This window comes from Mesorhizobium sp. M4B.F.Ca.ET.058.02.1.1, from assembly GCF_003952505.1.
Classification (GTDB): Bacteria; Pseudomonadota; Alphaproteobacteria; order Rhizobiales; family Rhizobiaceae; genus Mesorhizobium.
Window position 1 is genome coordinate 5,786,983 of the sequence record NZ_CP034450.1, and the last position, 26,162, is coordinate 5,813,144.

The following is a 26,162-nucleotide window of genomic DNA, read 5'->3' on the forward strand; positions in this document are numbered from 1 at the left end:
AAATCTGGGCGCGGCAGCGCGGCGCCAGTCAGGCAAGGCTGGCGATCAATATCGACAAGTCAGGTGAAGGATCGCACCAGGCTGCCGACAAGCAGGTTCCAGCCGTCGATCAGCACGAAGAACAGGATCTTGAACGGCAGCGACACCACGGTCGGCGGCAGCATCATCATGCCCATCGCCATGGTGATGGTGGCGACAATCAGATCGATGACCAGGAACGGCAGCACGATCAGGAAGCCGATCTCGAAACCGCGCCGGATTTCGGAGATCATGAAGGCGGGCACCAGGATGCGCAGGTCGACGGTGTCGCGCGAGACGGTCTGGCCGCGTTCGCGGGCAAGGTCGGCGAAGAGGTCGAAATCCTTGTCGCGCACATTGTGCAGCATGAAGGTGCGGAACGGGTCCGAGATCTTCTCGAACGCTTCCGCCTGCGTGATCTGGTTGTCCATCAGCGGCTTGACGCCGGTGTTCCAGGCCTGATCGAAAGTCGGCGCCATGACGTAGAAAGTCATGAACAGCGACAGCGAGATCAGGATCAGGTTGGCCGGCGTCGACTGCAGGCCGATGCCGGCGCGCAGGATCGAGAAGGCGATGACGAAGCGGGTGAAGCTCGTCACCATGATCAAAAGCCCCGGCGCCACCGACAGCACGGTGAGCAGGCCGAACATCTGGATCAGGTAGCCGACGGTCGTGCCGTCGGCCTTGCCGATGGCACCGAGATCCAGCTGCTGGGCCGCGGCGACGGAGGTGGCAAGGACCAGGAGCGTGGCGGCGAGAAGGTATTTTCTCATTCGAGCAGCAATGTCCTGATCAGAATCTGTTTGGCATGGCCGCCGCTGCGGATGGCGGCACGCTCCTCGAGATCGGCCTTCAGATGCTGGTAACCGCTGGCGCCTTCGATCTGATGCATCTTCAGCGTGCGCACCAGCGCCAGCAGATCCTGGCGGATCTGCTCGGTCATCTCCGCCGGCTGCGGCGTGTCGTAGAACACCGACGCCTCCAGCCTTATCCAGACCTCTGCCGGCGACGCCAGATTGGTGGTGATCGGCGCAAGCTGGACAAGCGTCGGTCCGGCCGCTTCCTTGCCGGACTCGGCCGGCCTCTCGGTATTGCCTTCGTTTTCCGGAGCCACCGGCACCGACGCCGGAGCATCGGTGCCCTTCAGATAGCCGCCGGACAGCCAGCCCATGCCGATCGCGGCGGCCGTCACCGCCACGAGCATGGCCAATTGGATGACCAGGGAAGGTCCCTTCTTCTGCCCGACTTGCTCGACATTGGCCATGGCGTAATTTCCCGAGCCTGCCCGTTTTAGAAGGGAAGAACCTGATCGAGGACCTGCTGGCCATAGGCCGGCTGCTGGATCTCGCTGACTCGGCCGCGGCCGCCATAGGAGATGCGCGCTTCGGCGATGCGTTCGTAGGAGATGGTGTTCTCCGCGCCGATATCGGACGGACGCACCATGCCGGCAATGGTGAGCACCCTGAGCTCGTAGTTGACGCGTACCTCCTGCGAACCCCTGATCATCAGGTTGCCATTGGGCAAGACCTCAGTGACGACGGCGGCGACGTTGAGCTCCAGGTTCTCCGAGCGCTTGATTTCGCCGTCGGCGTTGGTTTCGGTGCTGGAGCTCAGGCCGGCGTCGCCCTTACCGCTCGTGCTGTTGCCCTCCCATCCCAGAGTGACATCATAGCCGAGCTTGCGCGCGGCGGTGCGGCTCCTGTCGTTCTGGTTCTTGAAGTTGGCCTTGTCGTTTAGCTTGATGTTGACGGTGAGGATATCGCCTTCGCGCAGCGCCCTTGGGTCGGTGAACAAGCGGCTCTGGCGATCGTCCCACAGCGAGAATTTCTTGACTGGCGCCGCCGGTGGCTCGGGATAGCTGTAAGGCGCGGCCGCGCCATTGCCGATGCCGGAGCCGACCGGCGACAGCGCCGGTTCCCTGCCGACCTCCTTGAGATCGGTACCGCAGCCGGACAAGGCCGCGACTCCGACGAGGATGAGCATTTTGCGGATCATGACGGATCTGTCCTTCGCGCCGCGCTGGCCATGATGCCGGTAAGCGCGGCGGCCGCCTTCTGGTCCATTTCGTTGAGGATGACGCCGGCCTTGCGCGAATCCAGCTTCATCAGGATGGCGGCGGCCAGTTCGACATTGACCATCGCCAGGCGTTCGGCCGCGGCGTCCGGCTTCATGCCGGCATAGATCTTGACAACGCTGTCCTCGGCGCGCGCGAGGAACACCTCGCGGCGCTTCAGCCATTGCTCGTATTCGGCCCGTTTGTCCTCCAGCGCTTTCATGCGCTGGTCGATGCCGGCCTGCAGCTCCTTCAGCTCCTGCGCCTGCAGGGCGTAGCGGCGATCGCGGGCGGCGTCGGCGATGTTGGAGCAGAAGCGCTGTATCTCGCTTTCGTCCGGCGCCTTCTCCCGGGTCATCTGCTGGGTTGCAGCCGGCGCCTGCCCGCCGGGCAGCACCTGGCGCACGGCCTCTTCGGCGCGGGCTGCGCCGGCAGAAAGAAGCATGACGGCGAGGGCCGGGGCAATCAACGCCGGCCTGGCGTTGCGGTTCGGTTGGCGGGGAGCGATCATCGGCATGGCCTATTGGAGGACCAGATCGGCTTGCAGGGCGCCGGCCGATTTGATGCCTTGCAGGATGGCAATGATGCCGTCCGGCTTGACGCCAAGACGGTTGAGGCCAGAAACCAGCGTTTCGAGGTTCGGCCCGTCGAGCACTGCGACCCGCGCGTCGGGCCGCGTGGCCTCGATGGCGGTGAAGGGCTCTACAGCGGTCACGCCCTTGGAAAAGGGCTCGGGCTGGACGACTTTCGGCGCCTCGGTGATGCGCACCGTGAGCGTGCCGTGGCTGATCGCCACGCGCGAGATCTTGACGTTGTTGCCGATGACGATGGTGCCGGTGCGCTCGTCGATGACGACGCGGGCCGGCGTGTCCGATTCCACGACCAGATTCTCGATCTCGGCATAAAAGCGTGCCGCCGAGACGTTCTTCGGCCGCCTGATCTGGACGGTGCGGGCATCGCGCTCGGCCGCGACGCGCATGCCGAAACGCTGCGCGGTGTAATCGTTGATAGCGTCGGCGATGCGAATGGCGGTCGAGAAGTCGGGGTTGCGCAATTGCAGCGTCAGCACGCCCTGATCGTCGAACTCGGCTGGCACCGCGCGTTCGACGATGGCGCCGTTGGGGACGCGGCCCGCGGTCGGCACACCTTGCGTCAATTGCTCGGCCTGGCCCTGGGCGGTGAAACCGCCCACGATCACCGAGCCTTGGCCGACGGCATAGATTTCGCCATCGGCCGCCTTCAGTGGCGTCATCACCAGCGTGCCACCGGCAAGCGAGGTGGCGTCGCCCATCGAGGAAACGTCGATGTCGATGCGGGCTCCCGACTGCACGAAGGGCGGCATGTTGGCAGTGACGATGACGGCGGCGACGTTCTTGGCGCGCGCGCTGCCGCCTTCGGTGGCGATGCCGAGATTCTCCAGCATGGCGCGGATCGACTGCTCGGTGAAGGGCGAATTGCGCAGGCTGTCGCCGGTTCCCGCCAGGCCGATAACCAGGCCGTAGCCGACGAGTTGGTTGTCGCGCGCGCTCTGCAGTTGGGCGATGTCCTTGATGCGCGCCGCGACCTGGCCCGGCGGCAGCGTGCTTGGCCCGGTCGAAACGCGGAACATCCGCGTGGTGGTGGCCGGGTCATATTCCGGATCATTGAAGGCGCCGCCATTCTTCGCGGCAAGCTCGCGCTTGGCCTTCGGTGCGAGCCCGTCGGCCAACGCCGGCTGCAGACCAAGGGCAGCCGCCAGAAGAAAGGCAAGTCCGCGCATCATGAAGCGCCGACCATGATGGTGCCGTCGCCCATCACCGTGCCGGATATGATCTTGCCGCTGTCGACATTGCGGACCTTGACCAGGTCGCCGGCGGCGCCCGGCTGCAGGGTAACGCCGGAAGCCGAAATGGTCAGGGCGCCGGCGGTGAAATAGATCTGCACCGCAGCGCCCTGTTCGACGAGCCAAGCGTCGCGGATGGCGGCGGTCGGAATGTAGCGGCCCGGCAGCAGCGTGCGCTTGGCGACCTTGCCCTGGAGTTCCTGCGCGAGGGTGGCGACGGCCTCCGGCTTGTGCTTGCCGGGAACGAGCGTCACCTGCTTCAGGGCGGCAAGGTCGATCGTCTCGCCGGGATAGATGACCCGGTTGGGGATCAGCACGACATCGCCGGCGGCCTGACCGGTATTGCGGGCTGCGAGCTGACTGGCGTTCTGGTTGCCGGCCTGATTGTCGCCGGCTTCCTGGGCAAACGCCGGCACGCCGCCGGCCACCAGCGCGAGAGCCAGCGCGGCGCGGCGGAGCAGGGAGCGGTGGGCCGGCGCAAGCATGATCTGTTACCTGATGTTCTTGGACACGACCGAGGCCATGTCGTCGGCGGCCTGGATGACCTTCGAATTCATCTCATAGGCGCGCTGCGCCGAGATCAGTTCGGTGATCTCCTTGACCGGATCGACGTTGGACGATTCCAGGTAGCCCTGTTCGATCGTGGCGAAGCCGGGGTCGCCGGGCACGCCGACATTGGCCGGGCCGGAAGCCGCCGTCTCCTGGAACAGATTGTCGCCGAGGGGCGCCAGCCCCGCCTCGTTGGAGAAGTTGGCGAGCTGCAGCTGGCCGAGAAGCTGGAGATCGGTCTGGCCGTCGATGCGGGCGAAGACCTGGCCCGTCTTGTTGACGATGACCTCGACCGCGTCGGTCGGCACGGTGATGGCGGGGAAGACATTGGCGCCGTCGACCGTCACCAGCTGTCCGGTGGCGTTGGTGTTGAAGGCGCCGGCGCGGCTGTAGAGCGTGCCGCCGTCGGCACCCTCGATCTGGAACCAGCCCCGGCCGGTCAGCGCGAGGTCGAAGCTGTTGCCGGTGCTTGTCAGCTCGCCCTGGGTATGGACGTTGCGCACCGCCGTCGTCTTGACGCCGAGGCCGATCGAGACACCTTCCGGCACCAGCGAGGTGTTGGAGCGATTGGGCACGCCCTGCGTGCGGTCGACCTGATAGAGCAGGTCGGAGAATTCCGCGCGAGCGCGCTTGTAGCCGGTGGTGTTGATGTTGGCGATGTTGTTGGCGATAACTTCCAGGTTGGTCTGCTGGGCGTTCATGCCGGTGGCGGCGATGGCAAGTGCTTTCATGACGCGGTCCTAGATACTGATGCGGCTGATTTCGAGGTAGGCGGAGACAACCTTGTCGCGGATGGCGATGGTCGTCTGCAGGGCCTGCTGGGCACTCATCACCGCGTCGACCACCTGGCGAGTGTCGGCGTCGCCGCGCAGCGCCTGGATCGACACCTGCTCGGCATTCTGCAAGGTGTTGACGGTTTTCGACGCTGCCTGGCTCAGCGCCTCGGCGAAGGATGTGCCGACCGTCTCGGTCGCTGTCGTCGGCGCGACGATGCCCTGGAGGGCGTCGGTCGCCACACCGGCGCCTTCGGTTGCCGGTTTGAGCGCGCCAATGCTGCCGATGCCGCTGATCATTGCTGGTTCCTCATCAGGTCGATGGTCATGGAAATCAGATCGCGCGCCTGCTTGACGACCTGGAGATTGGCCTCATAGGAGCGATTGGCCTCGGTCATGTCAGCCATTTCGATCAGCACGTTGACGTTGGGCATCTTGACGTAGCCCTTTTCGTCGGCGGCTTCGTTGCCGGGCTGGAACTCGATCGGAAAATCGGATGGATCGCGCTCTACCGAGCTGACCTCGACAAGCTGGCCGCCGGTGGCGCGGTCGAGCTCGGATGCAAAGGAGATCGTCTTGCGGCGATAGGGATCGGCGCCCGGCGTGGTGCCGGTCGACTGCGCGTTGGCGAGGTTTTCCGACACCACGCGCAGGCGCTCCGACTGGGCACCAAGGCCGGATGCTGCGACTTTGAGGGCTGCGGTAAGCGCGTCCATGGTCAGCTCTTCACAGCCATCATCATCATCGAGTGGAAGGCCTTGACGATCGCGGTGTTGAGTTCGAAAGAGCGGCGGACCTCACCGGCCTTCATCAGTTCGTCTTCCAGCGCCACCGTGTTCTTCGACGGCATGATCGAGCCGGTGGCTTCCTCCGGCTTGACGGTGAAGCCGGCATTCGTCGCCTGGGTGCCGAGATGCCCGGCCTGCGTGGCCTGCAGCGATACCGCCGTACGGTCGAGGACCTTCTCGAACGGCTCGACATCGCCCGCCGTGTAGCCCGGCGTATTGGCGTTGGCGATGTTGGAGGCAATTGCGGACTGGCGCACGGCCAGCCACTGCGATTGCTTGGTGGCGAGATCGAAAAGGGTGACGGGCTCCATGGGAATCTCCGGGCGGGGTTCCCAAAGATTAGGCCGCCAGTCTTGCGCGGACCTTGCGCGGGGCCGGGCATGGCGCAGCGCCGTGCTACTGGCCCGCGCGCCGCTATTTGGAGAGTTCGATCACCTGGTCGGTGCTGGTGACCATGACCCATTTGCCACCACGTTGCTCAATCGACGAGACGATGCTGGAGTCCGGCAGCTTCGAGCCGCGCTGGACGATCCACAGGCCGGCGTCGTCCTCAATCATGGCGCGGCCGTTGGCGACATGCACCATGCGGAACTTGGGGTCCGCCGGAAAGGGCTGCTGGTCGACGCCCGGAGCCGTGGCGGGGTCCTCGGGGTCCTGCAGCGTGCCGGTGGCGAACAAGTCGACATCGGGAACATCCTTGGCCGTCAGCGGCTGGCCGGGATTTTCCATTTGCGAGCCGCCGCTGACGCGTCCGGCATTGGTGCCGCTGCCGCCGAACTTGATGGCCTGCACGCCGAACTGTTCCTGATTGAAGAAGATGTACCAGGGAAATAGCGCGCAGATCAGACCGAGCGTGACGCCGAGCGCGGCGACGACAAAATCGCTGCGCCGGTCAGGCTTCTTGCCCAGCCGCGGAAATTCCGCCTTTGGCGGCGTGGGCCATTCCGTGCGCGAGAACAGGTCATCGATCAGTGAATCGCGGCTTGCCTGTATCGTCTCGGCGACCTCAACCTGGGAAGCCTTGGGCAAATCATCCCCGACGGTCCTAGCGGGCCCGGCGGTCCTCGGGAGAGCGGGCTTCGCCGCCTTGGCCAGGACGGCCCCGGTCCTGACCGCGACCTTGGCGGCCATAGCGCGAGCGGCCTTTGCTGTGGCGGACCGTGCTTCCTCAGCCCTGGCGTCTTCCTTGGCCCTGGCGTCGTCGAGCATCTCGCGCAGCAGGCGCTCGGTGTACTGGCGCTCACTCTCCTGCATCGCCATTCTGCTTTCCCTTCAGGTAGCGGGCGAGGTCGGCGAACGGATCGACGGACGCGCGGTCCTTCGGCGACTGCGTCAGCGCCTCGTAGATCAGCGGCACCTGGCGCACGGCGATGTCGAGCTCGGCGTCGGCGCCGCCCTGGTAGGCGCCGAGCAAGCGGATGTCGCGCGTGTCCTCGAAGCGCGAGATCATCGATTTCAGTCTGGTCACCAGCATCCGCTGCTCGGCGCTCCAGGCCTTGTCGGCCAGGCGCGAGATCGACGACAGCGGATTGACCGGCGGATAGCGGCCCTGTTCTGCGATCGCGCGGTCGAGCACCACATGGCCATCGAGGATGCCGCGCACGGAATCGGCAACCGGATCGTTGTGGTCGTCGCCGTCGATCAGCACCGAGATGATGGCGGTGATCGACCCCTTGCCCTCGGCGCCAGGCCCGGCGCGCTCGAGCAGCTTGGGCAGGTCGGTGAACACCGAGGCCGGATAGCCGCGCGCGACCGGCGGCTCGCCGGTTCCGGTCGCCACCTCGCGCAGCGCATGGGCAAAGCGGGTAATGGAATCCAGCACCAGGAGCACGCGGTGGCCCTGGTCGCGGAAATGCTCGGCGACGCGCATGGCGGTGTCCGGGGCGCGCCGGCGCATCATGGCGCTCTCGTCGCTGGTGGCAACCACGGCCACGGTCTTGGCCATGCTTTCGGCGCCGATCGTATCCTCGAGGAATTCGCGCACTTCGCGGCCGCGCTCGCCGATCAGTGCGACGACGACCGTGTCGAAGGCGTCCGCTCCGGCGAGCATGGCGAGCAGCGTCGACTTGCCGACGCCGGAACCGGCAAAGATGCCGAGGCGCTGGCCGAAGCAGAGCGGGGTGAAGATGTCGATGACCCTGACCCCCGTCGTGAAGGCGGTGCCGACGCGCTGTCGCGCCATGGCGCCTGGCGTCGTGGCGTCCTCGCCCGGGGCGTATGCGGACCTTTCCAGCGGCGGGCCGCCGTCGATTGAACGGGTGAGCGCGTCGATGGCGCGTCCGCGCCACGAGATATGCGGCGCCACCGCCAGCGGCCCGCGCCGAAACACGGCATCCCCTATGCCGGCATCGGCGCTGCGCTCGAACGGGGCCACGACCACCTCGTCACGGCCGATCTTGACGATTTCACCGCGCCGCGCGCCGGCATGGCCGCGCTGCTCGACAATGTCGCCCAGCCTGGCGATGTCGGAAAGGCCGCGCACCTTGTAATGGGTCGGCGAGATCTCGGCGACGCGGCCGCCGCGCCGGAGCAGGGACGCGGCGCTATCGAAGCGGCGCAGGACGCGTTCCAACGCGGCAAGCCGGTCGCGGGGTGCTGCATCAGGCTGCCTTTCAAGGGCGCGTAGCGAGGGCAGGCTGGTCGACATGCCGCTACTTGGAACCGAGCGTCTTGATGGCGTCGTCGGTGGTCGCATCGGTCTGCCGTATCAGCGCCGCCGTATTCTCGAAGGCGCGCTGGACCATGATCAGGCGGGTCATTTCCTGCACCGGATTGACGTTGGATTCCTCGAGGAAGCCCTGCGCCACGCCGACGTCGGAGCGATCGGTGACAGGTTCAGGCGTCCGCGCGGGCACGATGCCGGAATTGCCGTAGCGGACGAAATTCTGCCCGGGATCGAAATTGTAGAGGCCGATGGCGCCGACCAGTTGGTCGTTCTGTCGGAGCGAGCCGTCGGCGCCGGCCTTGGGCGGGCCGTTGCGCGGATCGAGCTGGATCGGAGCGCCGCCGCCGTCGAGCACAGGATAGCCTTCGATCGACATCAACTCGCCGTTCTCGTTCATCGAGAAACGGCCGTCACGGGTCATCACCGTGCCGGTCGGCGTTTCGATGGCAAACCATGCATCGCCCTGGATGGCGAAGTCGAAAGGATTGCCGGTCTCGGTCATCGAACCGTGCGCCGTCGAAAGATAGGTTTTGCCGGAGGATGCGAAGGAGACCGACTTCGGACCAGTGCCGGAGACGACATCCTCGAATTTCACGCCAGTGGCGCGAAAGCCGATGGTCGAGGCATTGGCAACATTGTCGGCGATGGTGTCGAGCCGGCGCTCGAGCGCGATCTGCGAGGAGAGGGCGACGTAGAGGCTGTCCTGCATGGTGTTCTCAGAACTTCAGTTTCTGCATGGCCATCATCAGATCGGTCGAGATGCCGACCGTGGTCGGCTGGGCAAAGAGCACGCTGACCGATGTCTGCGCCGTTGAGGTGGGGTTGTTGATCTCCCACAGGCTGGTGAACCGGGTCAGGAACTTGTTCAGCTTGTCGGTGTCCTTGAAATCGGCGATGTCGAGCTTCTGCTCGAACAACTGCGCCTGCTTGTCGATGTCGGCCGAGGCAAAGGAATCGGGCAGGCCGAGCGCGGTGCGCACCACGCTCGAAAGTGCCGTATCGGCCAGCACGTCGTACCAGTTGGTGATGTCGGGCGCCTTGCGCTGGAAGTAGAGTGCCAGCCGCACGCCTTGATTGGTCTCGCCGGCATTCTCCTCCAGGGTCTGGCGCATGTATTTGTCGACCGTGCCCTGCTGGGCGGAGGGAAAGAGCGTGGCGGTCGAGCCATAGGCGGCGAAGTTGAACGCCTTGACGAAGGCGGCGTAGCGCTTGTCGCTCAACTTGTTGGCGAAGCTGTCCGAATCCGAGACGCCTTCCTTGAGCGCCTTGACCATGAAGGCCTTGGCATAGGCCATGTCGCCCAGGCCGTATGCCTTCATGGCATAGGTGAACAGGCGGGTGTCCTTGACGAAGTCATCGATGGTTTTGATGTTGCCGATATTGGCGAGATAGTAGTCGGTATCGCGCTTGACGACGGGCTGCGCCTCAACCTGATCGATCGCCTTGGGTATGTCCTTGGCGATAAGCTGGTAGCTCGTATAAGTGTTCAACACGCTGTGCGCCTCCGGCGAAGCTATTCCAGGAAAATACAGTCACTTCCTTGCGCGAAGCTGAATCGGCCCCGCAACCCGCGATCCGGACCTCGCGGGTTGAAGCCTCGTCGATTCAAGCCTCACACAAGGCACGGGGACTATCGGTTGGGACCTGCGGTGACATGCGGAAGGATCTTGCGTGGGCATTCTGATCGGACTGGTGGTGACGCTCGGCTGCGTCCTCGGCGGCTTCATGGCCATGGGCGGTCATCTGCATGTGCTCATGCAGCCCTGGGAAGCGGTGGTCATCTGCGGCGCGGCGCTCGGCACCTTCCTGGTCGCCAACCCGATGAAGACCGTCAAGGACACCGGCAAGGGCATTCTCGAAGCGTTCAAGCAGGCGGTGCCGAAGGAACGGGATTATCTCGAGACGCTCGGCGTTCTGCACAGCCTGATGCGCGAATTGCGCTCCAAGTCGCGCAGCGAGGTCGAGGCGCATATCGACAATCCCGAGGAATCGGCGATCTTCCAGGCATTCCCGACGGTGCTGAAGAACCACGATCTCACGCATTTCATCTGCGACTACTGCCGCATCATCATCATCGGCAATGCGCGTTCGCATGAGATCGAGGCGCTGATGGACGAGGAGATCCAGACCATCAGGACCGACAAGCTGAAGGCCTACCACGCGATGGTGGCGGTCGGCGACGGCCTGCCGGCGCTCGGCATCGTCGCCGCGGTGCTCGGCGTGGTCAAGGCGATGGGCGCGCTCGACCAGTCGCCGGAAATCCTCGGCGGGCTGATCGGCGCCGCGCTCGTCGGCACCTTTCTCGGCATCTTCCTGTCCTATGGCGTGGTGGGGCCCGTCGCCACCAAGATCAAGACCGTGCGCGAGAAGAAGAATCGCCTCTACATCATCGTCAAGCAGACGCTGCTTGCCTACATGAACGGCGCGCTGCCGCAGGTCGCGATCGAGTTCGGCCGCAAGACCATCTCATCCTACGAGCGGCCGACGATCGACGCCGTCGAGCAGAGCACGATGAATACCGGCACGGCCGAAAAGAAGGCGGCCTGAGCATGCGTCAAGACAGCCAGGGCCGCTCGCCATCATGACCAGTCCGGGCAGTCCGTCGCAGACCCGTTCCCTGATCATCGAACGTCTCGTCGGCGACAGCGGCGAGGCCGGTCATGTCATTGGTGCCGGGCGGGCGATGGCCGAACGCGCCGTGCCGCTGCTGCAGAAGAGCCTTGCCGTCGAGCTTGGCGCGCCGGTTACGGTGGATCTGCGGGCGGTCGAGGTGAGCCGGGTTCCCCATGCACGCGCCGATGCCGGCGAGACCTTCGCCATGGTCATCGTTCCATCGCCGACCTCGGCCGACGCCATGACCCTGGTGATCGACGCTCAGGCCATAGCCGTCGTGGTTTGCGCCCTGTTCGGCGGGGACCCGGACGCGCGGGTCTCGCCAATCGAACGCGAGCTGTCACAGATCGAGACCGATGTGGCGACGACGGTGATCCAGCATGTGGCGCAGGCGCTCAATGGATCGGGCAAGCGCTCGCTCGAATTGCGGCTGCCGGTGCAGCGGGCAATGTCCGGCATGGAGGCTAAGCGGCGGGTGCTGCGCGATGGGGCGGCGGTCCGCATGCTGTTCGGCATCTCGACGCCGACCGACAGCGGCACTGTCACGGTGATGATCCCGCAGCGCATCCTGCTTGCGACCCGTGGCGGCGCGGCCGGCGCCCACGACGACGATCACACGGCCGGCTCGGACTGGCGGGCGCGCTTCTCCGAAGAAGTGATGCGCTCGACAGTAACGCTGGAGGCGACGATGCCGCTCGCCCGGCTGACGCTCGGCGACCTCGCCAGCCTCGAAGTCGGGCAGATCATCGAATTCGAAGAGACGGCGCAATCGCATGCGCGGCTCAGCGCGCGCGACAAGACGCTGTTCGTCTGCGAGTTCGGCAAGCTCGGCCAGAATTACACCGTCCGCGTCCGGCATCCCTACGATGCCGGACAGGATTTCATCGACGGGCTGATGCCGGGCTGACGCCGGGTGGCCTGACCTTTTTGGAGACGACGCATGGCAAAGACGAAGGTGGAAGCCGAACCCGATCAGCCGGACGAGCAGCTCGATCGCGCCATCGAGGAGCTGCGCGGCGTCCTCAAGGAAGAGGAGAAGCGCCCGGACGTTGCCTACAGGGCCGCTTCCGGCGGCGCCAATTCCAGCATCATCATGGCCATTCCGGTCGACGTGCAGATCATCCTCGGCAGCACCGAGATGCCGGTGTCCGAGCTGATGGCGCTGCAGAAGGGTTCGACCGTGGCGCTCAACCGGCGTATCGGCGAGCCTGTCGACGTGGTGGTCAACGGCCGCAAGATCGCCCGCGGCGAGATCACCGTGCTCGAAAGCGACCCGTCGCGCTTCGGCATCAGGTTGACCGAAATCATCGCCGCCACCAAGAGCGCGTAGGCTTGGCCGGCGTGCACCGCCATCGACCGCAGGGACAGACAGCATGACGACGCTGACCACGCTGACGCGCCCGCAAAAGGCAGCCGCCATTCTGGTGGCGATGGGCAAGCCCTCAGCCAGCCGGCTCCTGAAATTCTTCAAGCAGGAAGAACTGAAGGCACTGATCGAAGGGGCGCGCCTGCTGCGCACGATCCCGCAGAGCGACCTCGAGCGCATCGTCGCCGAATTCGAAGCCGAATTCACCGAGGGCGCGGGCCTGCTCGATTCCGCCGACCGGATGGACACCATCCTCAACGAATCGCTGTCGCCGGAGGAAATGAGCGCCATCATGGGCGACAAGAGGTTCGAGGTGGCACCCGAGGGCCCGCCGCCGATCTGGCCCGACCTCGAGAAGCTGGAGCCCGGCCGCCTCGGCGCCTTCCTGTCCGGCGAGCACCCCCAGACATCGGCCATGGTGCTGTCGAAGCTTTCCTCGCAGATCACGGCCGACGTGCTGTTGACGATGGAGAAGCCCGTCCGCAGCGAGATCATCAAACGCATGGTCACTTTGGCCACGGTTCCGGATGCGGCCGCAAAGATCGTCGAAAGCCAATTGCGCAGCAGCCTGCTGTCGCAAACCGCGACGAAGGATATCTCGGCCGGACAGGCGCGTGTCGCCAGCGTGCTCAACGAAATGGACAAGCCTCAGCTCGAAGAGGTCATGCACGATCTGGAGGAGGCCGGCACGCCGGATCTCGACGGCGTCAGGTCGCGGCTGTTCGCCTTCGACGATTTGCCGCTGCTCGCCCAGAAGGCACGGGTGCTGCTGTTCGACGGGCTGTCGACCGAACTGGTCACGCTGGCGCTGCGAGGCGCGCCGCCGGCACTCACCGAATCGGTGTTGTCGGCGATCGGCGCAAGGTCGCGGCGCATGATCGAATCCGAACTCGGGCAGGGGTCCGAAGGCATCGCGCTGGCCGACATCATGGCGGCTCGCAAGACAATCGCGGTGGCGACGATCCGCCTGTCGCGTGAAGGGGCGTTCGAACTCCCTTCCTCGTCGCAGAGCGAAGCGGCCTGATGGCGGCTCGGTTAGCACGCCATGGCTGAATCGGTCGACAAGGACTCCAAAACCGAGGAAGCGACAGAAAAGAAGATCCGCGACACCGTCGAACAGGGCAAGCTGCCCCATTCGCGCGAAGCGGCGATCTTCACCTCCTTCGTCGCCATATTGGTGTTCACCGTCTTCTACGCCAAGGACGCCATCATCGATCTCGGCATGTTCTTGTCGATGTTCCTGGAGAAGCCCGAAGCCTGGCCGATGGATACCGAGACCGACGTCATCGCGCTCTACAAGACAGTCATCTTCGAGATCGGCCGCGCCGTCGTCAGCCTGCTCGTGCTTTTGGTGGTGGCCGGCGTCGGCGCCTCGGTGTTCCAGAATATGCCGCAGTTCGTCGGCGAGCGGGTCAGGCCGCAGCTGTCGCGCATCTCGATCGCCAAGGGCTGGAGCCGCATGTTCGGCGTGCAGGGCCTTGTCGAGTTCCTGAAGTCGCTGGGCAAGCTCGGCTTTGCCGTCGTCGTGCTCGGCTTCACGTTGTCGGAGGACCACCGCAGGCTGCTAGCCGGCATGATCACCAACCCGGTCGCCTTCGGTCTCGTCATCAGGAGCATCGCCGTCGACATATTGGTGGCGATCGTTTTCGTCATGGGGCTGATCGCGGTGGCCGACTTTGTCTGGTCGCGCTTCCACTGGCGGCGCGACCTGCGCATGAGCAAGCAGGAAATCAAGGACGAGATGAAGCAGTCCGAAGGTGATCCGATCGTCAAGTCGCGGCTGAGGTCGCTGGCGCGTGATCGTGCGCGGCGGCGCATGATGACGGCGGTGCCGCGCGCCACGCTGATCATCGCCAATCCGACGCACTATTCCATCGCGCTGAAATACGTCCGCGAGGAGGATTCCGCGCCCATGGTGCTGGCCAAGGGCCAGGATCTTGTGGCGCTCAAGATCCGCGAGATCGCCAGGGAGCACAACATCCCGATCTTTGAGGATGTGGCGCTCGCGCGCTCCATGTACAAGCAAGTTTCGGTTGATAGCGTAATCCCGTCGCAATTTTACCAGGCCGTCGCCGAGCTGGTGCGGATCGTCTATTCGAAAAAGGCTGAGCGCAGACTGACCTCATGAACCGGCAAGCTTACGCAAAATCCCGCGAGATCATCGTCGCCAACGCCATCGAGCAGGTGATCACCGAACTCAGGCTGATCGACGTCGCCGACTATATCGCCTTCATCCGGCTCGAGCATTTCGCCTGCCTGTCGGATCTGGTGGATTCGGCGGCCGAACTGTTCTTCATGCCGGGCACGCTCAGGCTCGGTCACGGCGGCGAAGCCCATGTCGACTGGAGCGGCAGTCCGCGCATCGTGCTCGACCTCGAGCTCAGGCCACCCGGCGTGACCGTCTATTTCCAGCTGACGTTGAGCGGAGACAAGGACCATGTCGTGGTCAACTACGTGTCGTTCGAAAAGCCCGGCGAGAATCCCGAGCACAACACCGCGCTCCTGGAAGCGGTGATCGAACAGGCGCGCATCCGCAGGACCGAGACGATCGCCTACTGAAATCTGCCTTGAGGGAAGCAAAGCGCGGCGGTGATGGACCGCGCGCGGTTTGGCATGCCGTGGCCCTCGCGGTCGCGCAGGTTCGGCCGGTCCGTGCTCGGAGCCTTCGCGGGACGATCTATTCGATGAGGCCGAGCCGCAGCGCCTTGGCCACCGCCTGGTTGCGGTTGACGGCGTTGAGCTTCTGCGTCGACTGGGTCAGGTACTGGTTGGCGGTGTGCACCGACAATTTCAGCAGCTCGGCGATCTCCTCGCTGGTGTTGCCGTTGGCGGTCAGCTTCAGGCATTCGAGCTCGCGCTTGGAGATCGAGCGCATCCGGCTGGTGTCGGTCGGACGGATGCGGGCAACCGCGGCAAACAGCGAGAAGCAGCGGGCGTGGATCTCGTAGAGCGCCTCCTGCGGCAGGGCGATGTCCGGCCCGAGGAAGATGACCAGCCCGCACTGGCCGCGGTCGGCATGGACGGGAAAGGCGATGCCGTTGGTGCCGGGCGCGAGCGGCGCCGTCCTCTCGGACCAGGCAAGATCCTGGAAGACCTGCTGCGAGCTGGCGATGCCGTCGTCCACCCACCAGCGCGGCGCCGTCGAGATGCGGGTGTGGCGCACCATCTCCTCGCCATTGGCGCCGGAGATGAATTTGGTGGCCACGGAGGTGCCGGGGTAGTCCGAATCGAAGCTTGGCACGAGGCGGGCCCGTTCCAGCGAAGGGCTGACGAAGAACAGGCCGAAAGCCCCGGCGTTGATGTCGACGGCGATCCAGCGGCAGCGGCGCACGGCGTCCGGAATGGTGACGGCGTGGTGCGTTTCGGAGCCGAGCGAGAAGGCGCCGAAGGGGCTGCGCTGCTCGTTGAAGAGGGCCTCGGCTGCCTCCTTGACCTGTGCCTGTTTCAAATGATGCCGCTCCTGATCGCCGTCGCGATGGCCATCGCGCGGTTGCTGGCCGCGAATTTCTGGATCGCGTGGGTGATGTAGCTGTTGACGGTGTTCGACGAGACGCCGAGGATCAGCGCGACCTCGTCGGTGGTCTTGCCCTCCGACACCCAGAACAGGCATTCGCGCTCGCGGTCGGACAGCGGGTCCTGCATGGCGGCGGCGGCGATCAGCTGCGGGATGTCGGACAGCGCATAGCAGCACTTCAGCTGGGCTTTCATCAGAGCCGGCTGGTCGATCTTGCCGACCTCGGCGGCCGAAAACAGCGCGAACAGGCGCTGGCGACCGACATTCAGCCGCAGCGAGTAGATCTCGGCGTGGCCGAGCACATCGAGCAGGCGGGCCTCCTCGCCGCTCAGCAGCGCGCCGGCGTCAGGCGCTTGGGCAGCCACCAGCGGCCTCGGGCGGTTGCCGGGCGACGCGGTCAGCTGCCCTTGGGCGAGGCCGGCTATCAGCCGTTTGCCGATGAGCTCGATGGCGTCGAAAATCCAGTTGGAGGACACGATGCGGGCATCGCTGCGATCCTGGTCGTGGATGATGGCGACGAGCATGTAGCTGTCGGCGCCGATCTCGGCGGCAAGCTGCATGAAAAAGCTGGTGAGGTCGCCGCGAGACGCCAGGCGCGATGGTTCGGATTGGAGAAGCGCGGCGGGACTGCTCATTTTATGCTTTGGCCGGAATCGATCCATGTGCCCGGTGCTGGTGTCGCCAGCGGCCGAACCCGAAATACGCGTCACTGTCACGAAGACACACTCAAGGCGCGGTCAGCGCCCAACCAGGTCGGAATCCCTACAGGGAACGCGAAGCCGTCCGCGTCTGGTGCCGGCCGAGTGCCGGAACTTGAGACTTTGGGTGGTCGCCGCGCCCCCCGAGGACCGGCTGATTCGGGTCTAATCTACCCGTAGATGAATCCGACATCAAACGCGATTTGACAAAATCGAATCCGGTGGACTCGGATCGCGACTCAGGGGCCGTTTCGCGCTGCTTTCAACCGGTCTCTTCGATGGAAAAACGGGGGCAGGTGCCGGGCCGCCATATCGGGGCGCGGCCGATTCGGCTAGGATTCGCATGGCGGCAATGGATGGGCGTCCGTTGCCGGTGGTCTTGCGGGGGAAACGATGAGCGATTCATTCCAGGAAGTGACGTCCGTCTCGTGGTTCGGACGGATCAAGCGCGCGGTCGGCGGGGTGGTCTTCGGCCTGATCCTGATCGTGCTGATGGTGATCGGTCTGTTCTGGAACGAAGGCCGCGCGGTGCAGACGGCGCGCTCGCTGGCGGAAGGCGCCGGCACCGTCGTCTCGGCCGGCGTCGACAAGATCGACGCCGGCAATGACGGCAGGCTGGTGCATGTGACTGGACCGGTGACGGCCGATAGCGGTCTTGCCGATCCGGATTTCGGCATTCAGGCCGAGGGGCTGCGCCTGTCGCGCAGCGTCGAGATGTACCAGTGGAAGGAAGACTCCAAGTCGGAGACGACGAAGAAGCTGGGTGGCGGCGAGGAGACGGTGACGACCTACAGCTATTCGAAGGTGTGGGACGACAGCCAGATCAACTCATCCGACTTCAAGAAGCCCGACGGCCACCAGAACCCGCCGATGGCGATCCACAGCAGGAGCTTCCAGATTGCGGAGGGCAAACTCGGCGCCTTCACGCTCGACAGGCCGGTGCTCGACCGCATCGGGGGCGACAAGGAATTTTCGCTCTCGTCCAGCCAGTCGGCCGCGATCGAGGCTGCCTATACCGGTGCAAAGCCGATCAACATCGTCGACGGCAGGATCTATCTCGGCGCCGATACGACGTCGCCGGCGCTGGGCGACTATCGCATCGGTTACGAGCTGGCGCCGCTCGGCACCGTCAGCATCGTCGCGCGCCAGGCCGGCGACCGGTTCGAGTCCTACCAGACGGCGGCCGGCGATGCGTTGCTGATGGTGGATACGGGCGACGTGCCTGCCGACAGGATGTTCGCCGAAGCGGTCAGCGCGAACACGCTGATAACCTGGCTGCTGCGCGCCGGCGGCCTGATCCTGCTGACGATAGGCTTTGCCCTGCTGCTCGGCCCGATCGGGGTGATCTTCGACGTCATACCCTTCCTCGGCAGCCTGGCCCGGCTGGGCACCGGCATCATCGCCTTCGTCCTGGCGATCCTGGTCGGGACGACGACGATCGCCGTCGCCTGGTTCTGGTATCGGCCGGTGCTGGCGGCCGCCATCCTGGCCGCGGGCGTTATTGCCGCGGCGGCGGTGTACATGCTTGGGCGTTCCCGCAAACCGGCCGTGCCGGCCGCCGCGCCGAGCCCCGGCGCTGCCGCATAGCGTAGAGTTTCCAAGGGGCGGCTGCTGCCGCCCCTTGGGCTCCTACCTGTCCTCGAAGCCGGTCAGCACGCCGACGGCGTTGATGCCGATCTCTTCCACCGCGTAGCCGCCTTCCATGACGAACAGCGTCGGCAGGCCGAGCCTGGCGATGCGGCGACCGATCTTGGGATAGTCGGCGCTCTTCAGCTTGAACTGGCTGATCGGGTCCTTCTCGAACGTGTCGACGCCGAGCGACACCACGACGACATCGGGGACGTAGGCGGCAAGCTTGGAGCAGGCATCCTCCAGGGAGGCGTTCCAGCCGTCCCAGTCGGTGCCGAACGGCATCGGGTAGTTGAGGTTGAAGCCTTCGCCTTCGCCGATGCCGTGCTCGTCGGCATGGCCGAGGAAGAACGGATATTCGGTCATCGGATCGCCGTGCAGGTTGATCACCTGGACGTCGCCGCGGCCGTAGAAGATCTCCTGCGTGCCGTTGCCGTGATGGTAGTCGACATCGAGGATCGAGACGCGCCTAGCGCCCTGGTCGAGGAACCACTGCGCGGCAACGGCGGCGTTGTTGATGAAGCAATAGCCGCCCATGAAGGCGGCACCCGCATGATGGCCGGGCGGGCGGCAGAGCGCGAAGGCGGCCGGCTCGCCGGCCTTGACCAGTTCAGCCGCCGTCAGCGCCACTTCATAGGACGACTTGATCGCCGCCCAGGTGCCTTCGACGAAGGTGGCGCCGGCGTCGAAGGAATAATAGCCGAGCAGGCCGTCGATGCGCCGCGGCGGCACGTCGCCGCGCAAACCGCGCGTCGGCCAGGTGAACGCCATGGACGAGCCCTTGTGCCCCTCAGCCGTCCATCGCGGCCAGACGGTCGGCAGGAAGTCGATGTAGTCGGCACTGTGCACGCGCTTGGCGGCGGCGAGATCATGCTCGACCGGCCCGATGATCAGCCCCAGCTTCTCGCTCTCGACGCGCGCCCTGATGAATTCCGCCCGCGACGGCTTTTCGAAACCCGGCACGATCGCCGACGTGACCAGTTCCATCTGGCCTGCATGGCCGGCGTGAAGCGGCGAATAGACAGTCTTCATGAAATTCCTCTCGAAGTGCGAAATCAGTCAAGATTGAGATAGGGGTTCACCAAGGCGAGCCACATCACTTCCACATCGTCCTCGATAAGGTCGTATGTCTTGCGATCCCTTTTCAGCCCCACAAGCCGGCACGCGTGCCCGACCTCCATCATCAGCAAGCCGAGGCGGCTCGCGACCTTGTCTTCAAGAGCCGGGTTCACATGCTGCAGCCATGCGGCGTAGAGGGCGATGATCTGGTCGTCATATTCGTTCTGGATCGGTCTCAGGTCGGCGTTTCCCGATATGGCCTCGATCACCGGCATCAGGCTGGCGTTGTCGAGATAGAGCTTCGAGGTGTCGATGAAGAGCTTGCGCACTTCCTGGCGAAACTCTTCGCGGTTGGTGGGCGGGGCGACCTCGATGCGCCTTGCGATCACCTCCGGAAACGACGACAGCCAGCGCCGGGCGAGGTCGAGAAGTATGGCCTCCTTGTTGGGAAAGTACTGGTAGACCGAACCGACCGACAGGCCGGCATGCTGGGCGATGGCGAGCGTCGTCGGCGCCTTGGTTCCTTGCTCCCGCGTCAAGGTCAGCGCCGCGTCGAGAATCCTGTCGACCACCTTGCTCGAGCGTTCCTGGCGCGGCTGCTTGCGCGGTTCGAGCGCTATCCTGGTTTCGCGGCTGAGGTTGCGCTTCACGGCTCTAGGTCCTCGTTCCCCGCCCCGGTCTCAAGACAGGCGCCGGGTGCTGTCCACAATTCATTCGAAATTCGGAGCGTTGACAAACGCGAATAAATAGTCGCATTCTTTATCCACGCTGTCTGCCGGGATAACAAGGGGAATTTCGAAGACAGCGCGCTGGCATCATTCTTGTCCCATGGCGCGCCGCTCCGGCGGAGTGGAACGCCGTTGGCCAAGGGGTTGCCGGTCACGGCCAGTCGTCAAAAGCGCGGAGTCGCGATGTCTGTCACGGGTGCGGATCACAATGCGGATCTGATCGTCGTCAACGGTCGTGTGCTGACCATGGATGCCGACAATCCCGCAGCCGAAGCCATTGCCGTCCATGACGGCGCCATCATCGCGGTTGGCAGTCGCGCCTCCATCGAAGAGCTCAAGGGACCGGCCACAAAAGTCATCGACGCCAAGGGCTGTTCGGTGGTCCCGGGTTTCATCGAAGCCCACATGCATCTGTTTTCGGGCGCGGCCGAGCTTGGGCATTTGCAACTGTCGGGCGTCCACGGCTTCGAGGCGCTGCAAGCAGCGATCCGCGACTATGCATCGGCATGGCCCGACACGAAGATGCTGGTCGGGCAGGGCGTCGACTATACCGTGCTCGGCGACGAGCGGGTGACGCGCCACCATCTCGACGCGATCCTGCCGGACCGGCCTTTCGTCATGGCCGCTCCCGACCACCACACGATGTGGGCCAACACCAAGGCGCTTGAACTGGCAGGCATCCTGCACGGACGCACGCTTGGTCCGGGCAACGAAATCGTCATGGGCGAGGATGGCCTGGCCGCGGGCGAGCTGCGCGAGGGCGAAGCGTTCGGTCCGGTGCTCGATCTTGCCGGCGAAGGCCGGGTGCGGCTCGGGCTGGCGACCGGCGGCGAGCCGGATCCGACGCCGACCGCCGCCGAGCGCGCCGCCGACCGCGACATCATGCGGCGCGGGCTCGCCTGGTGCGCGCGCCACGGCATCACCTCGATCCAGAACATGGACGGCAATCTCTACCAGCTCGAGCTGCTGGCCGAGATCGAGGCCGAGGAGGGCTTGTCCTGCCGTGCGCAGATACCGTTTCACTACAAGAATTTCATGACGCTCGACATCCTCGACAAGGCGTCCGTCATGGCCGAACGCTACAACACCGAGTGGTTGTCGTCGGGCATGGTCAAGGTGTTCTATGACGGTGTGCTCGATTCTTGGACGGCGGTGATGGTCGAACCCTATGCCGACCGGCCGAACTGGGTGGGCGAGCCGCTGTTTACGCCGCGCCAGTTCGCCGAGCTTGCGGTCGCCGTCGACAGGCGCGGGCTGCAGATGGCGGTGCATTCGATCGGCGACGGCGCGGTGCGTGCCGTCCTCGACGGCTACGAGGCGGCCGCGAAGGCCAATGGCAAGCGCGACAGCCGGCACCGGGTCGAGCACATCGAGGTCATCACCGACGCCGATGTGCCACGATTCGAAGATCTTGGCGTCATCGCCTCCATGCAGCCGCCGCATCCGCCCGGCGCGATGGATTTTCCCCTGGAACCGACGGTGTCGCGCATCGGGCAGGCCCGCTGGCCGCTAAGCTATGCATGGCGGACCCTGAAGAATGCCGGCGCGCGCGTCGTCTTCGCCTCCGACTGGCCGGTAGCGCCCATCGATCCGATCCTGGGCATCCAGGCGGCAGTGTTGCGCAAACCATGGGCAAGCACCGACCCCGACCAGAGATTCTCGCTGCACGAGGCGATTGCCGGCTATACGGTGGAAGGGGCCTATGCCGAGTTCATGGAGGACCGAAAGGGCCGCCTGAAGCCGGGCTATCTGGCCGACCTGGTGGTGCTCTCGGCCGATATCGAGGCGACCGCGCCGGAAGATCTGCACAAGGTGCGGCCGGTCACCACGGTTTGCGGCGGAAAGGTCACTTATCAAGCCTGACGGTGGCACGGGAATTGCTTTTTAGTCCAGTCCAAGCTCCGCAGTTGCCAAGCCGATTGGCTTATGGTGACAATCAAACAGGAACAAAACCTGCCGCAGCCATCTCAATGGGGTAATCGTGCCGGAACAACCGGATAAGAATGCGATCGAGGTTCGTGGCGTTCGCAAGGTATTTGGCAGCGGTGAAAACCAGGTCGCCGCTCTCGACACGGTTTCGGTGTCGATCCGCGAAAACGAGTTCTTCACGCTGCTGGGGCCTTCCGGCTGCGGCAAGACAACGCTTCTGAGGCTGATCGCCGGCTTCGACTTTCCAACCGCCGGCGAGATCCTGCTGCACGGCCAGGACATCGCGCCGCTGCCGCCATTCAAGCGGCCGGTCAACACCGTGTTCCAGTCCTACGCGCTGTTCCCGCACATGACGGTAGCCGAGAATATCGGCTTCGGCCTGGAAATGCTGGGCAAGCCCAAGGCCGAGATCAAGGCGCGCGTCGGCGAGATGCTGAAGCTGGTCAAGATGGAGGCGCTCGCCGGCCGTCGCACCAGCCAGATCTCCGGCGGCCAACAGCAGCGCGTGGCGCTCGCCCGCGCGCTGGCGCCGCAGCCGAAGGTGCTGCTGCTCGACGAGCCGCTGTCGGCGCTCGACTACAAGCTGCGCAAAGAGATGCAGATCGAGCTGAAGCGGCTGCAGCACGAGACCGGCATCACCTTCATCTTCGTCACCCACGACCAGGAAGAGGCGCTGACGATGTCGGACCGCATCGCGGTGATGTCGTCGGGCAAGATCCTGCAGGTCGGCACGCCCTGGGACATCTACGACAAGCCGGCGGAACGCTTCGTCGCCGACTTCATCGGCGAGACCAACTTTCTCACCGCCGCCATATCGGACATTGGCAACGGCAAGGCGCGCGCGACGCTCAAATCCGGCGCGACCATCGAGGCGACCGTGGCCGAGGGCTTCCAGCCGAAGGACAACGCCACCGTGGTGGTGCGGCCGGAGCACGCCAAGCTGAGCAACGCCAAGGGCGACCTGTCGGGAACGGTCGAAAACATCGTCTATTTCGGCACCGACACGCATATCCATGTCCAGCTGAACAGCGGCGAGGCCTTCACCGTGCGTCAGCAGAATACGCGCAGCGCCGGCTGCGGCTTCGAGCGCGGCGACAAGGTCGGCATCCTGATCGGCAACGACGCCGCGCAAGTGCTGAGGGACTGATGGCCACCGCGGAACAAGTCGCCAAGGAAGCGGAACGGCGCGACGTCCGCACGCGCTGGCTGCTGTCGGCGCCGGCGCTCATCATCATCTTTCTGGCGGCGACCGGCCCGCTGCTGATCGTGCTGGTCTATTCGCTGCTGACGCCCGGCGCGTACGGCGACGTGAAATGGCAATTCTCGCCGGAGGCCTGGCTGTCGGTGTTCATGGAGCGTGACATTTTCGACGACACGCTTTCGCTTGCCGCCGCTCACGTCACCATCTTCTGGCGCTCCATCAAGCTGGCGATCGTGACGACGATCGCCACCCTGGCGCTGGGTTTCCCGACCGCCTATTTCATGGCGACGCGCAGTGAAAAGACGCGCGACATCTGGCTGTTCCTGATCACCATCCCGTTCTGGACGAACCTGCTCATCCGCACCTTCGCGGTGCTGCAGATCATCCGCAACGAGGGCATCATCAACACCATCCTGATCAAGCTCGGCATCGTCTCGGCGCCTGTCCAAATACTGTTCACCGATACGGCGATCCTGATCGGCATGGCCTATGTCTACCTGCCGCTGATGGTGCTGCCGATCTATGCCAGCATGGAGAAACTCGACTTCCGGCTGGTCGAGGCCGGCTACGATCTCTATGCCAGCCGGTTCCAGGTGCTGCGGCGCATCATCTTCCCGCTGGTCAGGCCGGGCGTCATCGCCGGCTCGATCCTGGTCTTCATTCCGGCGATCGGCGCCTATGTCACGCCCAGCGTGCTCGGCGGCGGCAAGAACATGATGCTATCCAACCTGATCGAGTTGCAGTTCGGGCAGGGCCGCAACTGGCCGCTCGGCTCGGCGCTGTCGATCACGGTGATGATCATCGTTATGGTGGCGCTGCTGGCCTATGTGCGCAATGCCGGACGGCCGGAGGTGCGCCATGGCTAATTTCTCGATCAAGCACCAGCCGGGCTTCACCGCGATCGCGGCGACCTGCTTCGTCGTCCTCTATCTGCCGATCATCGTCCTGGTGTTCTACGCCTTCAACGCCGCGACATCGACCTCGGAGTGGGGCGGCTTCTCGCTGAAATGGTTCCAGTCGGCATGGCAGAACACGCAGGTCATCGATGCCACCCTGCGATCGTTCCAGATCGGTTCGGTTGCCGCGGTGCTGGCGACCATCGCCGCAACCATGGCGGCGCTGGCGACGACGCGCACGGCGCCCTATCCCGGACTGACCTTCAAATACGCGGCGATCAACCAGCCGCTGATGGTGCCGGAGATCGTCACCGGCGTGGCGCTGCTGATCTTCTTTTCGCGCATCAAGATTTTCACCGGCTATTCCGGCCTCGGCTATCTGATCGCCGCGCACACGGCATTCTGCATCCCCTTTGCCTACCTGCCGATCCGGGCGCGGTTGGAGAACATGGACCTGACACTGGAGCGCGCCGCCGCCGATCTCTACGCGACGCCGTGGCGGACGTTCCGCCGCATCACGCTGCCGCTGCTGTGGCCCGGCATCCTGGCCGGGCTGATGCTGGCCTTCGTGATCTCGCTCGATGACGTCGTCATCACCGAGTTCGTCAAGTCGGGCGGCCAGGACACGCTGCCGACCTACATGCTTGGCCAGATCCGTCGGGGGATAACACCCGAGATAAACGCGATATCGACCGTATTCCTGCTTTTGTCGGTCGCCATCGTGACGTTGTTTTTCTTCATCAGCAGGAAACGCGATTAGACATGAGAAATGGGAGCACAGCCATGAACTGGAAGATCACAGCGACCGCCATGGGGTTGGCGCTGCTCGCCTCGACAGGCGGCGCCTTCGCCGATGGCGAGCTGAACATCTACAATTGGGGTAACTACACCAGCCCGGACGTCATCAAGAAGTTCGAGCAGAAATACAACGTCAAGGTGACGATCACCGACTACGATTCGAACGACACTGCGCTGGCCAAGGTGCGTCAGGGCGGCACCGGCTTCGACATTGCGGTGCCGTCGCAGACCTACGTTCCGATCTGGATCAAGGAAGGTCTCCTGCTTGAGACCGATCCCGGAAAGATGGAGAACTTCAAGAATGTGGCGCCGGAATGGGCCAATCCCGAATTCGACCCCGGCCGCAAATATTCGGTGCCGTGGGCCTGGGGCACGATCGGAGTCGTTGTCAACACCGATGCCTACAAGGGACCGGCCGACAGTTGGGGCATTATCTTCAACACGCCGGATGAGCTCAAGGGCAAGGTCAATGTCGTACCCGAAATGAACGACGTCATGTTCGCGGCGACCAAATATCTCGGTGGCAAGCAATGCAGCACCGACAAGGAGCTGCTGAAGAAGGTGCGCGACACGCTTGTCGCGGCCAAGCCCAACTGGATCGCGATGGAATACAACACCATCGAGAAGATGGGCGCCGGCGACTTCAAGGCAACCAGCGACTGGAACGGTTCGGCGCTGCGCCAGCGGCTGGCGAATCCCGCCATCCATTACAATTATCCGAAGGAAGGCTTTGGCCTGTGGAGTGACAATGTGGTCGTTCTCAAGGAAGCCAAGAATGTCGAGAATGCCAAGCTGTTCCAGAACTTCATCATGGATCCGGAAAATGCCGCCGGGCTGTCGGCTTTCCATCGCTACGCCAATGCCATCACCGGTTCGGACAAATACATGCCGGCCGACATGAAGGATGCGCCCGAAGTGGTCATTCCGGCCGATGCCAAGCCGCAAGCCGAGCTGCAGCTGATGTGCCCGCCGGACGTCCAGGAACTCTACACCAAGATCTGGACCGAACTGCAGAAGTAGCCGCATCGTGACGGACCCGGCGGCAGGCGCCGCCGGGTCCGTT

30 protein-coding genes are annotated in these 26,162 nt (G+C 64.5%); 12 read left to right on the forward strand and 18 right to left on the reverse strand.

What is annotated here, in order from left to right; genetic code table 11:
* Positions 1 to 59 precede the first annotated feature (59 nt).
* From fliP to EJ073_RS28215, 14 genes are all read right to left on the reverse strand, one after another.
* Entirely contained in the window at positions 60 to 791 is a 732-nt protein-coding gene (gene fliP, locus EJ073_RS28150) for a flagellar type III secretion system pore protein FliP (RefSeq protein WP_126058482.1), read from the reverse strand.
* Entirely contained in the window at positions 788 to 1,282 is a 495-nt protein-coding gene (locus EJ073_RS28155) for a flagellar basal body-associated FliL family protein (protein ID WP_126058483.1), read from the reverse strand. Before EJ073_RS28155 ends, fliP begins: the two co-directional genes overlap by 4 nt.
* Before the next feature lie 26 nt (positions 1,283 to 1,308).
* Positions 1,309 to 2,013: a flagellar basal body L-ring protein FlgH gene (flgH, locus tag EJ073_RS28160; protein ID WP_126058484.1), complete on the reverse strand. Its 705-nt coding sequence runs from the start codon at positions 2,011 to 2,013 to the stop codon at positions 1,309 to 1,311.
* Positions 2,010 to 2,588, reverse strand: a complete 579-nt coding sequence (locus EJ073_RS28165) for a MotE family protein (protein WP_126058485.1) — start codon at positions 2,586 to 2,588, stop codon at positions 2,010 to 2,012. The genes flgH and EJ073_RS28165 overlap by 4 nt, the downstream gene beginning before the upstream one ends.
* A 3-nt stretch (positions 2,589 to 2,591) precedes the next feature.
* Complete coding sequence (locus EJ073_RS28170) at positions 2,592 to 3,833, reverse strand: flagellar basal body P-ring protein FlgI (protein WP_126058486.1); 1,242 nt, start codon at positions 3,831 to 3,833, stop codon at positions 2,592 to 2,594.
* Positions 3,830 to 4,378 (reverse strand): flagellar basal body P-ring formation chaperone FlgA, encoded by a 549-nt coding sequence (gene flgA / locus EJ073_RS28175; protein WP_126058487.1) that lies wholly within the window; start codon positions 4,376 to 4,378, stop codon positions 3,830 to 3,832. Before flgA ends, EJ073_RS28170 begins: the two co-directional genes overlap by 4 nt.
* 6 nt (positions 4,379 to 4,384) lie before the next feature.
* Entirely contained in the window at positions 4,385 to 5,173 is a 789-nt protein-coding gene (gene flgG, locus EJ073_RS28180) for a flagellar basal-body rod protein FlgG (protein WP_126058488.1), read from the reverse strand.
* Positions 5,174 to 5,182: 9 nt separating this feature from the next.
* Positions 5,183 to 5,515, reverse strand: a complete 333-nt coding sequence (locus tag EJ073_RS28185; RefSeq protein WP_126058489.1) for a flagellar hook-basal body complex protein FliE — start codon at positions 5,513 to 5,515, stop codon at positions 5,183 to 5,185.
* Positions 5,512 to 5,931, reverse strand: a complete 420-nt coding sequence (gene flgC / locus EJ073_RS28190; protein ID WP_126058490.1) for a flagellar basal body rod protein FlgC — start codon at positions 5,929 to 5,931, stop codon at positions 5,512 to 5,514. The genes EJ073_RS28185 and flgC overlap by 4 nt, the downstream gene beginning before the upstream one ends.
* Before the next feature lie 2 nt (positions 5,932 to 5,933).
* The gene (flgB, locus tag EJ073_RS28195; RefSeq protein WP_126058491.1) at positions 5,934 to 6,314 is read right to left on the reverse strand and encodes a flagellar basal body rod protein FlgB; all 381 of its coding nucleotides are present in this window, start codon (positions 6,312 to 6,314) and stop codon (positions 5,934 to 5,936) included.
* 103 nt (positions 6,315 to 6,417) lie between these two features.
* A complete protein-coding gene (locus tag EJ073_RS28200; protein WP_126058492.1) occupies positions 6,418 to 7,263 on the reverse strand; it encodes a hypothetical protein in 846 nt (281 codons plus the stop codon).
* Positions 7,244 to 8,650 (reverse strand): flagellar protein export ATPase FliI, encoded by a 1,407-nt coding sequence (fliI, locus tag EJ073_RS28205; RefSeq protein ID WP_126058493.1) that lies wholly within the window; start codon positions 8,648 to 8,650, stop codon positions 7,244 to 7,246. The genes EJ073_RS28200 and fliI overlap by 20 nt, the downstream gene beginning before the upstream one ends.
* A 4-nt stretch (positions 8,651 to 8,654) precedes the next feature.
* Positions 8,655 to 9,377 (reverse strand): flagellar basal-body rod protein FlgF, encoded by a 723-nt coding sequence (flgF, locus tag EJ073_RS28210; protein WP_126058494.1) that lies wholly within the window; start codon positions 9,375 to 9,377, stop codon positions 8,655 to 8,657.
* Positions 9,378 to 9,384: 7 nt separating this feature from the next.
* Positions 9,385 to 10,161 (reverse strand): DUF1217 domain-containing protein, encoded by a 777-nt coding sequence (locus tag EJ073_RS28215; protein ID WP_189347655.1) that lies wholly within the window; start codon positions 10,159 to 10,161, stop codon positions 9,385 to 9,387.
* 178 nt (positions 10,162 to 10,339) lie between these two features.
* Between EJ073_RS28215 and motA the strand changes: the two genes are divergently transcribed.
* Genes motA through EJ073_RS28245 form a run of 6 tightly spaced genes read left to right on the forward strand, consistent with a single transcriptional unit; the run spans position 10,340 to position 15,206 of the window.
* Positions 10,340 to 11,215 (forward strand): flagellar motor stator protein MotA, encoded by an 876-nt coding sequence (gene motA, locus EJ073_RS28220; RefSeq protein WP_126058496.1) that lies wholly within the window; start codon positions 10,340 to 10,342, stop codon positions 11,213 to 11,215.
* Between the two features lie 34 nt (positions 11,216 to 11,249).
* On the forward strand, positions 11,250 to 12,188 hold the full coding sequence (locus EJ073_RS28225; protein ID WP_126058497.1) for a FliM/FliN family flagellar motor switch protein: 939 nt from the start codon (positions 11,250 to 11,252) through the stop codon (positions 12,186 to 12,188).
* A gap of 33 nt (positions 12,189 to 12,221) precedes the next feature.
* Positions 12,222 to 12,611 (forward strand): flagellar motor switch protein FliN, encoded by a 390-nt coding sequence (gene fliN / locus EJ073_RS28230; RefSeq protein WP_126058498.1) that lies wholly within the window; start codon positions 12,222 to 12,224, stop codon positions 12,609 to 12,611.
* Between the two features lie 43 nt (positions 12,612 to 12,654).
* Positions 12,655 to 13,671 carry a flagellar motor switch protein FliG gene (locus tag EJ073_RS28235; protein ID WP_126058499.1) on the forward strand — a complete coding sequence of 339 codons (1,017 nt, stop codon included), beginning with the start codon at positions 12,655 to 12,657 and terminating at the stop codon, positions 13,669 to 13,671.
* 21 nt (positions 13,672 to 13,692) lie between these two features.
* Entirely contained in the window at positions 13,693 to 14,775 is a 1,083-nt protein-coding gene (gene flhB / locus EJ073_RS28240) for a flagellar biosynthesis protein FlhB (protein WP_126058500.1), read from the forward strand.
* Complete coding sequence (locus EJ073_RS28245) at positions 14,772 to 15,206, forward strand: hypothetical protein (protein WP_126058501.1); 435 nt, start codon at positions 14,772 to 14,774, stop codon at positions 15,204 to 15,206. Before flhB ends, EJ073_RS28245 begins: the two co-directional genes overlap by 4 nt.
* A 118-nt stretch (positions 15,207 to 15,324) precedes the next feature.
* Here EJ073_RS28245 and EJ073_RS28250 read toward each other — a convergent pair whose 3' ends face one another.
* Complete coding sequence (locus EJ073_RS28250; RefSeq protein WP_126058502.1) at positions 15,325 to 16,095, reverse strand: helix-turn-helix transcriptional regulator; 771 nt, start codon at positions 16,093 to 16,095, stop codon at positions 15,325 to 15,327.
* Positions 16,092 to 16,796: a helix-turn-helix transcriptional regulator gene (locus EJ073_RS28255; protein ID WP_126058503.1), complete on the reverse strand. Its 705-nt coding sequence runs from the start codon at positions 16,794 to 16,796 to the stop codon at positions 16,092 to 16,094. Before EJ073_RS28255 ends, EJ073_RS28250 begins: the two co-directional genes overlap by 4 nt.
* Before the next feature lie 456 nt (positions 16,797 to 17,252).
* Between EJ073_RS28255 and EJ073_RS28260 the strand changes: the two genes are divergently transcribed.
* Positions 17,253 to 18,446 (forward strand): TMEM43 family protein, encoded by a 1,194-nt coding sequence (locus EJ073_RS28260; protein WP_126058504.1) that lies wholly within the window; start codon positions 17,253 to 17,255, stop codon positions 18,444 to 18,446.
* A 42-nt stretch (positions 18,447 to 18,488) separates the two neighbouring features.
* Here EJ073_RS28260 and EJ073_RS28265 read toward each other — a convergent pair whose 3' ends face one another.
* A complete protein-coding gene (locus EJ073_RS28265; RefSeq protein ID WP_126058505.1) occupies positions 18,489 to 19,520 on the reverse strand; it encodes a histone deacetylase family protein in 1,032 nt (343 codons plus the stop codon).
* A 23-nt stretch (positions 19,521 to 19,543) separates the two neighbouring features.
* Positions 19,544 to 20,197 carry a TetR/AcrR family transcriptional regulator gene (locus EJ073_RS28270; protein WP_126058506.1) on the reverse strand — a complete coding sequence of 218 codons (654 nt, stop codon included), beginning with the start codon at positions 20,195 to 20,197 and terminating at the stop codon, positions 19,544 to 19,546.
* 261 nt (positions 20,198 to 20,458) lie between these two features.
* On the opposite strand from EJ073_RS28270, the gene EJ073_RS28275 reads away from it, so the two are divergent.
* The 5 genes from EJ073_RS28275 to EJ073_RS28295 all read left to right on the forward strand — a co-directional run bounded on the left by EJ073_RS28275 (position 20,459) and on the right by EJ073_RS28295 (position 26,119).
* Complete coding sequence (locus EJ073_RS28275) at positions 20,459 to 22,138, forward strand: amidohydrolase (protein ID WP_126058507.1); 1,680 nt, start codon at positions 20,459 to 20,461, stop codon at positions 22,136 to 22,138.
* 118 nt (positions 22,139 to 22,256) lie between these two features.
* Entirely contained in the window at positions 22,257 to 23,351 is a 1,095-nt protein-coding gene (locus EJ073_RS28280; RefSeq protein WP_126058508.1) for an ABC transporter ATP-binding protein, read from the forward strand.
* Complete coding sequence (locus tag EJ073_RS28285; protein WP_126058509.1) at positions 23,351 to 24,271, forward strand: ABC transporter permease; 921 nt, start codon at positions 23,351 to 23,353, stop codon at positions 24,269 to 24,271. The genes EJ073_RS28280 and EJ073_RS28285 overlap by 1 nt, the downstream gene beginning before the upstream one ends.
* Positions 24,264 to 25,061, forward strand: a complete 798-nt coding sequence (locus EJ073_RS28290; protein WP_126058510.1) for an ABC transporter permease — start codon at positions 24,264 to 24,266, stop codon at positions 25,059 to 25,061. The genes EJ073_RS28285 and EJ073_RS28290 overlap by 8 nt, the downstream gene beginning before the upstream one ends.
* Before the next feature lie 23 nt (positions 25,062 to 25,084).
* Positions 25,085 to 26,119, forward strand: coding sequence for an extracellular solute-binding protein (locus EJ073_RS28295; RefSeq protein WP_126058511.1), 1,035 nt, complete (start codon positions 25,085 to 25,087; stop codon positions 26,117 to 26,119).
* The last annotated feature ends 43 nt before the right edge of the window (positions 26,120 to 26,162 follow it).

Bases quoted from the DNA above. Each gene is read 5' to 3' on its own strand.
- flgF (WP_126058494.1), bottom strand. From the start codon at position 9,377: ATGCAGGACAGCCTCTACGTCGCCCTCTCCTCGCAGATCGCGCTCGAG.
- flgG (WP_126058488.1), bottom strand. From the start codon at position 5,173: ATGAAAGCACTTGCCATCGCCGCCACCGGCATGAACGCCCAGCAGACC.
- EJ073_RS28290 (WP_126058510.1), top strand. From the start codon at position 24,264: ATGGCTAATTTCTCGATCAAGCACCAGCCGGGCTTCACCGCGATCGCG.
- EJ073_RS28200 (WP_126058492.1), bottom strand. From the start codon at position 7,263: ATGGCGATGCAGGAGAGTGAGCGCCAGTACACCGAGCGCCTGCTGCGC.
- EJ073_RS28285 (WP_126058509.1), top strand. From the start codon at position 23,351: ATGGCCACCGCGGAACAAGTCGCCAAGGAAGCGGAACGGCGCGACGTC.
- EJ073_RS28275 (WP_126058507.1), top strand. From the start codon at position 20,459: ATGTCTGTCACGGGTGCGGATCACAATGCGGATCTGATCGTCGTCAAC.
- EJ073_RS28260 (WP_126058504.1), top strand. From the start codon at position 17,253: ATGAGCGATTCATTCCAGGAAGTGACGTCCGTCTCGTGGTTCGGACGG.
- EJ073_RS28265 (WP_126058505.1), bottom strand. From the start codon at position 19,520: ATGAAGACTGTCTATTCGCCGCTTCACGCCGGCCATGCAGGCCAGATG.
- flgC (WP_126058490.1), bottom strand. From the start codon at position 5,931: ATGGACGCGCTTACCGCAGCCCTCAAAGTCGCAGCATCCGGCCTTGGT.
- EJ073_RS28185 (WP_126058489.1), bottom strand. From the start codon at position 5,515: ATGATCAGCGGCATCGGCAGCATTGGCGCGCTCAAACCGGCAACCGAA.
- fliN (WP_126058498.1), top strand. From the start codon at position 12,222: ATGGCAAAGACGAAGGTGGAAGCCGAACCCGATCAGCCGGACGAGCAG.
- EJ073_RS28295 (WP_126058511.1), top strand. From the start codon at position 25,085: ATGAACTGGAAGATCACAGCGACCGCCATGGGGTTGGCGCTGCTCGCC.
- EJ073_RS28170 (WP_126058486.1), bottom strand. From the start codon at position 3,833: ATGATGCGCGGACTTGCCTTTCTTCTGGCGGCTGCCCTTGGTCTGCAG.
- flgH (WP_126058484.1), bottom strand. From the start codon at position 2,013: ATGATCCGCAAAATGCTCATCCTCGTCGGAGTCGCGGCCTTGTCCGGC.
- fliI (WP_126058493.1), bottom strand. From the start codon at position 8,650: ATGTCGACCAGCCTGCCCTCGCTACGCGCCCTTGAAAGGCAGCCTGAT.
- flgB (WP_126058491.1), bottom strand. From the start codon at position 6,314: ATGGAGCCCGTCACCCTTTTCGATCTCGCCACCAAGCAATCGCAGTGG.
- EJ073_RS28225 (WP_126058497.1), top strand. From the start codon at position 11,250: ATGACCAGTCCGGGCAGTCCGTCGCAGACCCGTTCCCTGATCATCGAA.
- EJ073_RS28245 (WP_126058501.1), top strand. From the start codon at position 14,772: ATGAACCGGCAAGCTTACGCAAAATCCCGCGAGATCATCGTCGCCAAC.
- EJ073_RS28155 (WP_126058483.1), bottom strand. From the start codon at position 1,282: ATGGCCAATGTCGAGCAAGTCGGGCAGAAGAAGGGACCTTCCCTGGTC.
- EJ073_RS28235 (WP_126058499.1), top strand. From the start codon at position 12,655: ATGACGACGCTGACCACGCTGACGCGCCCGCAAAAGGCAGCCGCCATT.
- EJ073_RS28255 (WP_126058503.1), bottom strand. From the start codon at position 16,796: ATGAGCAGTCCCGCCGCGCTTCTCCAATCCGAACCATCGCGCCTGGCG.
- flgA (WP_126058487.1), bottom strand. From the start codon at position 4,378: ATGCTTGCGCCGGCCCACCGCTCCCTGCTCCGCCGCGCCGCGCTGGCT.
- fliP (WP_126058482.1), bottom strand. From the start codon at position 791: ATGAGAAAATACCTTCTCGCCGCCACGCTCCTGGTCCTTGCCACCTCC.
- EJ073_RS28165 (WP_126058485.1), bottom strand. From the start codon at position 2,588: ATGCCGATGATCGCTCCCCGCCAACCGAACCGCAACGCCAGGCCGGCG.
- flhB (WP_126058500.1), top strand. From the start codon at position 13,693: ATGGCTGAATCGGTCGACAAGGACTCCAAAACCGAGGAAGCGACAGAA.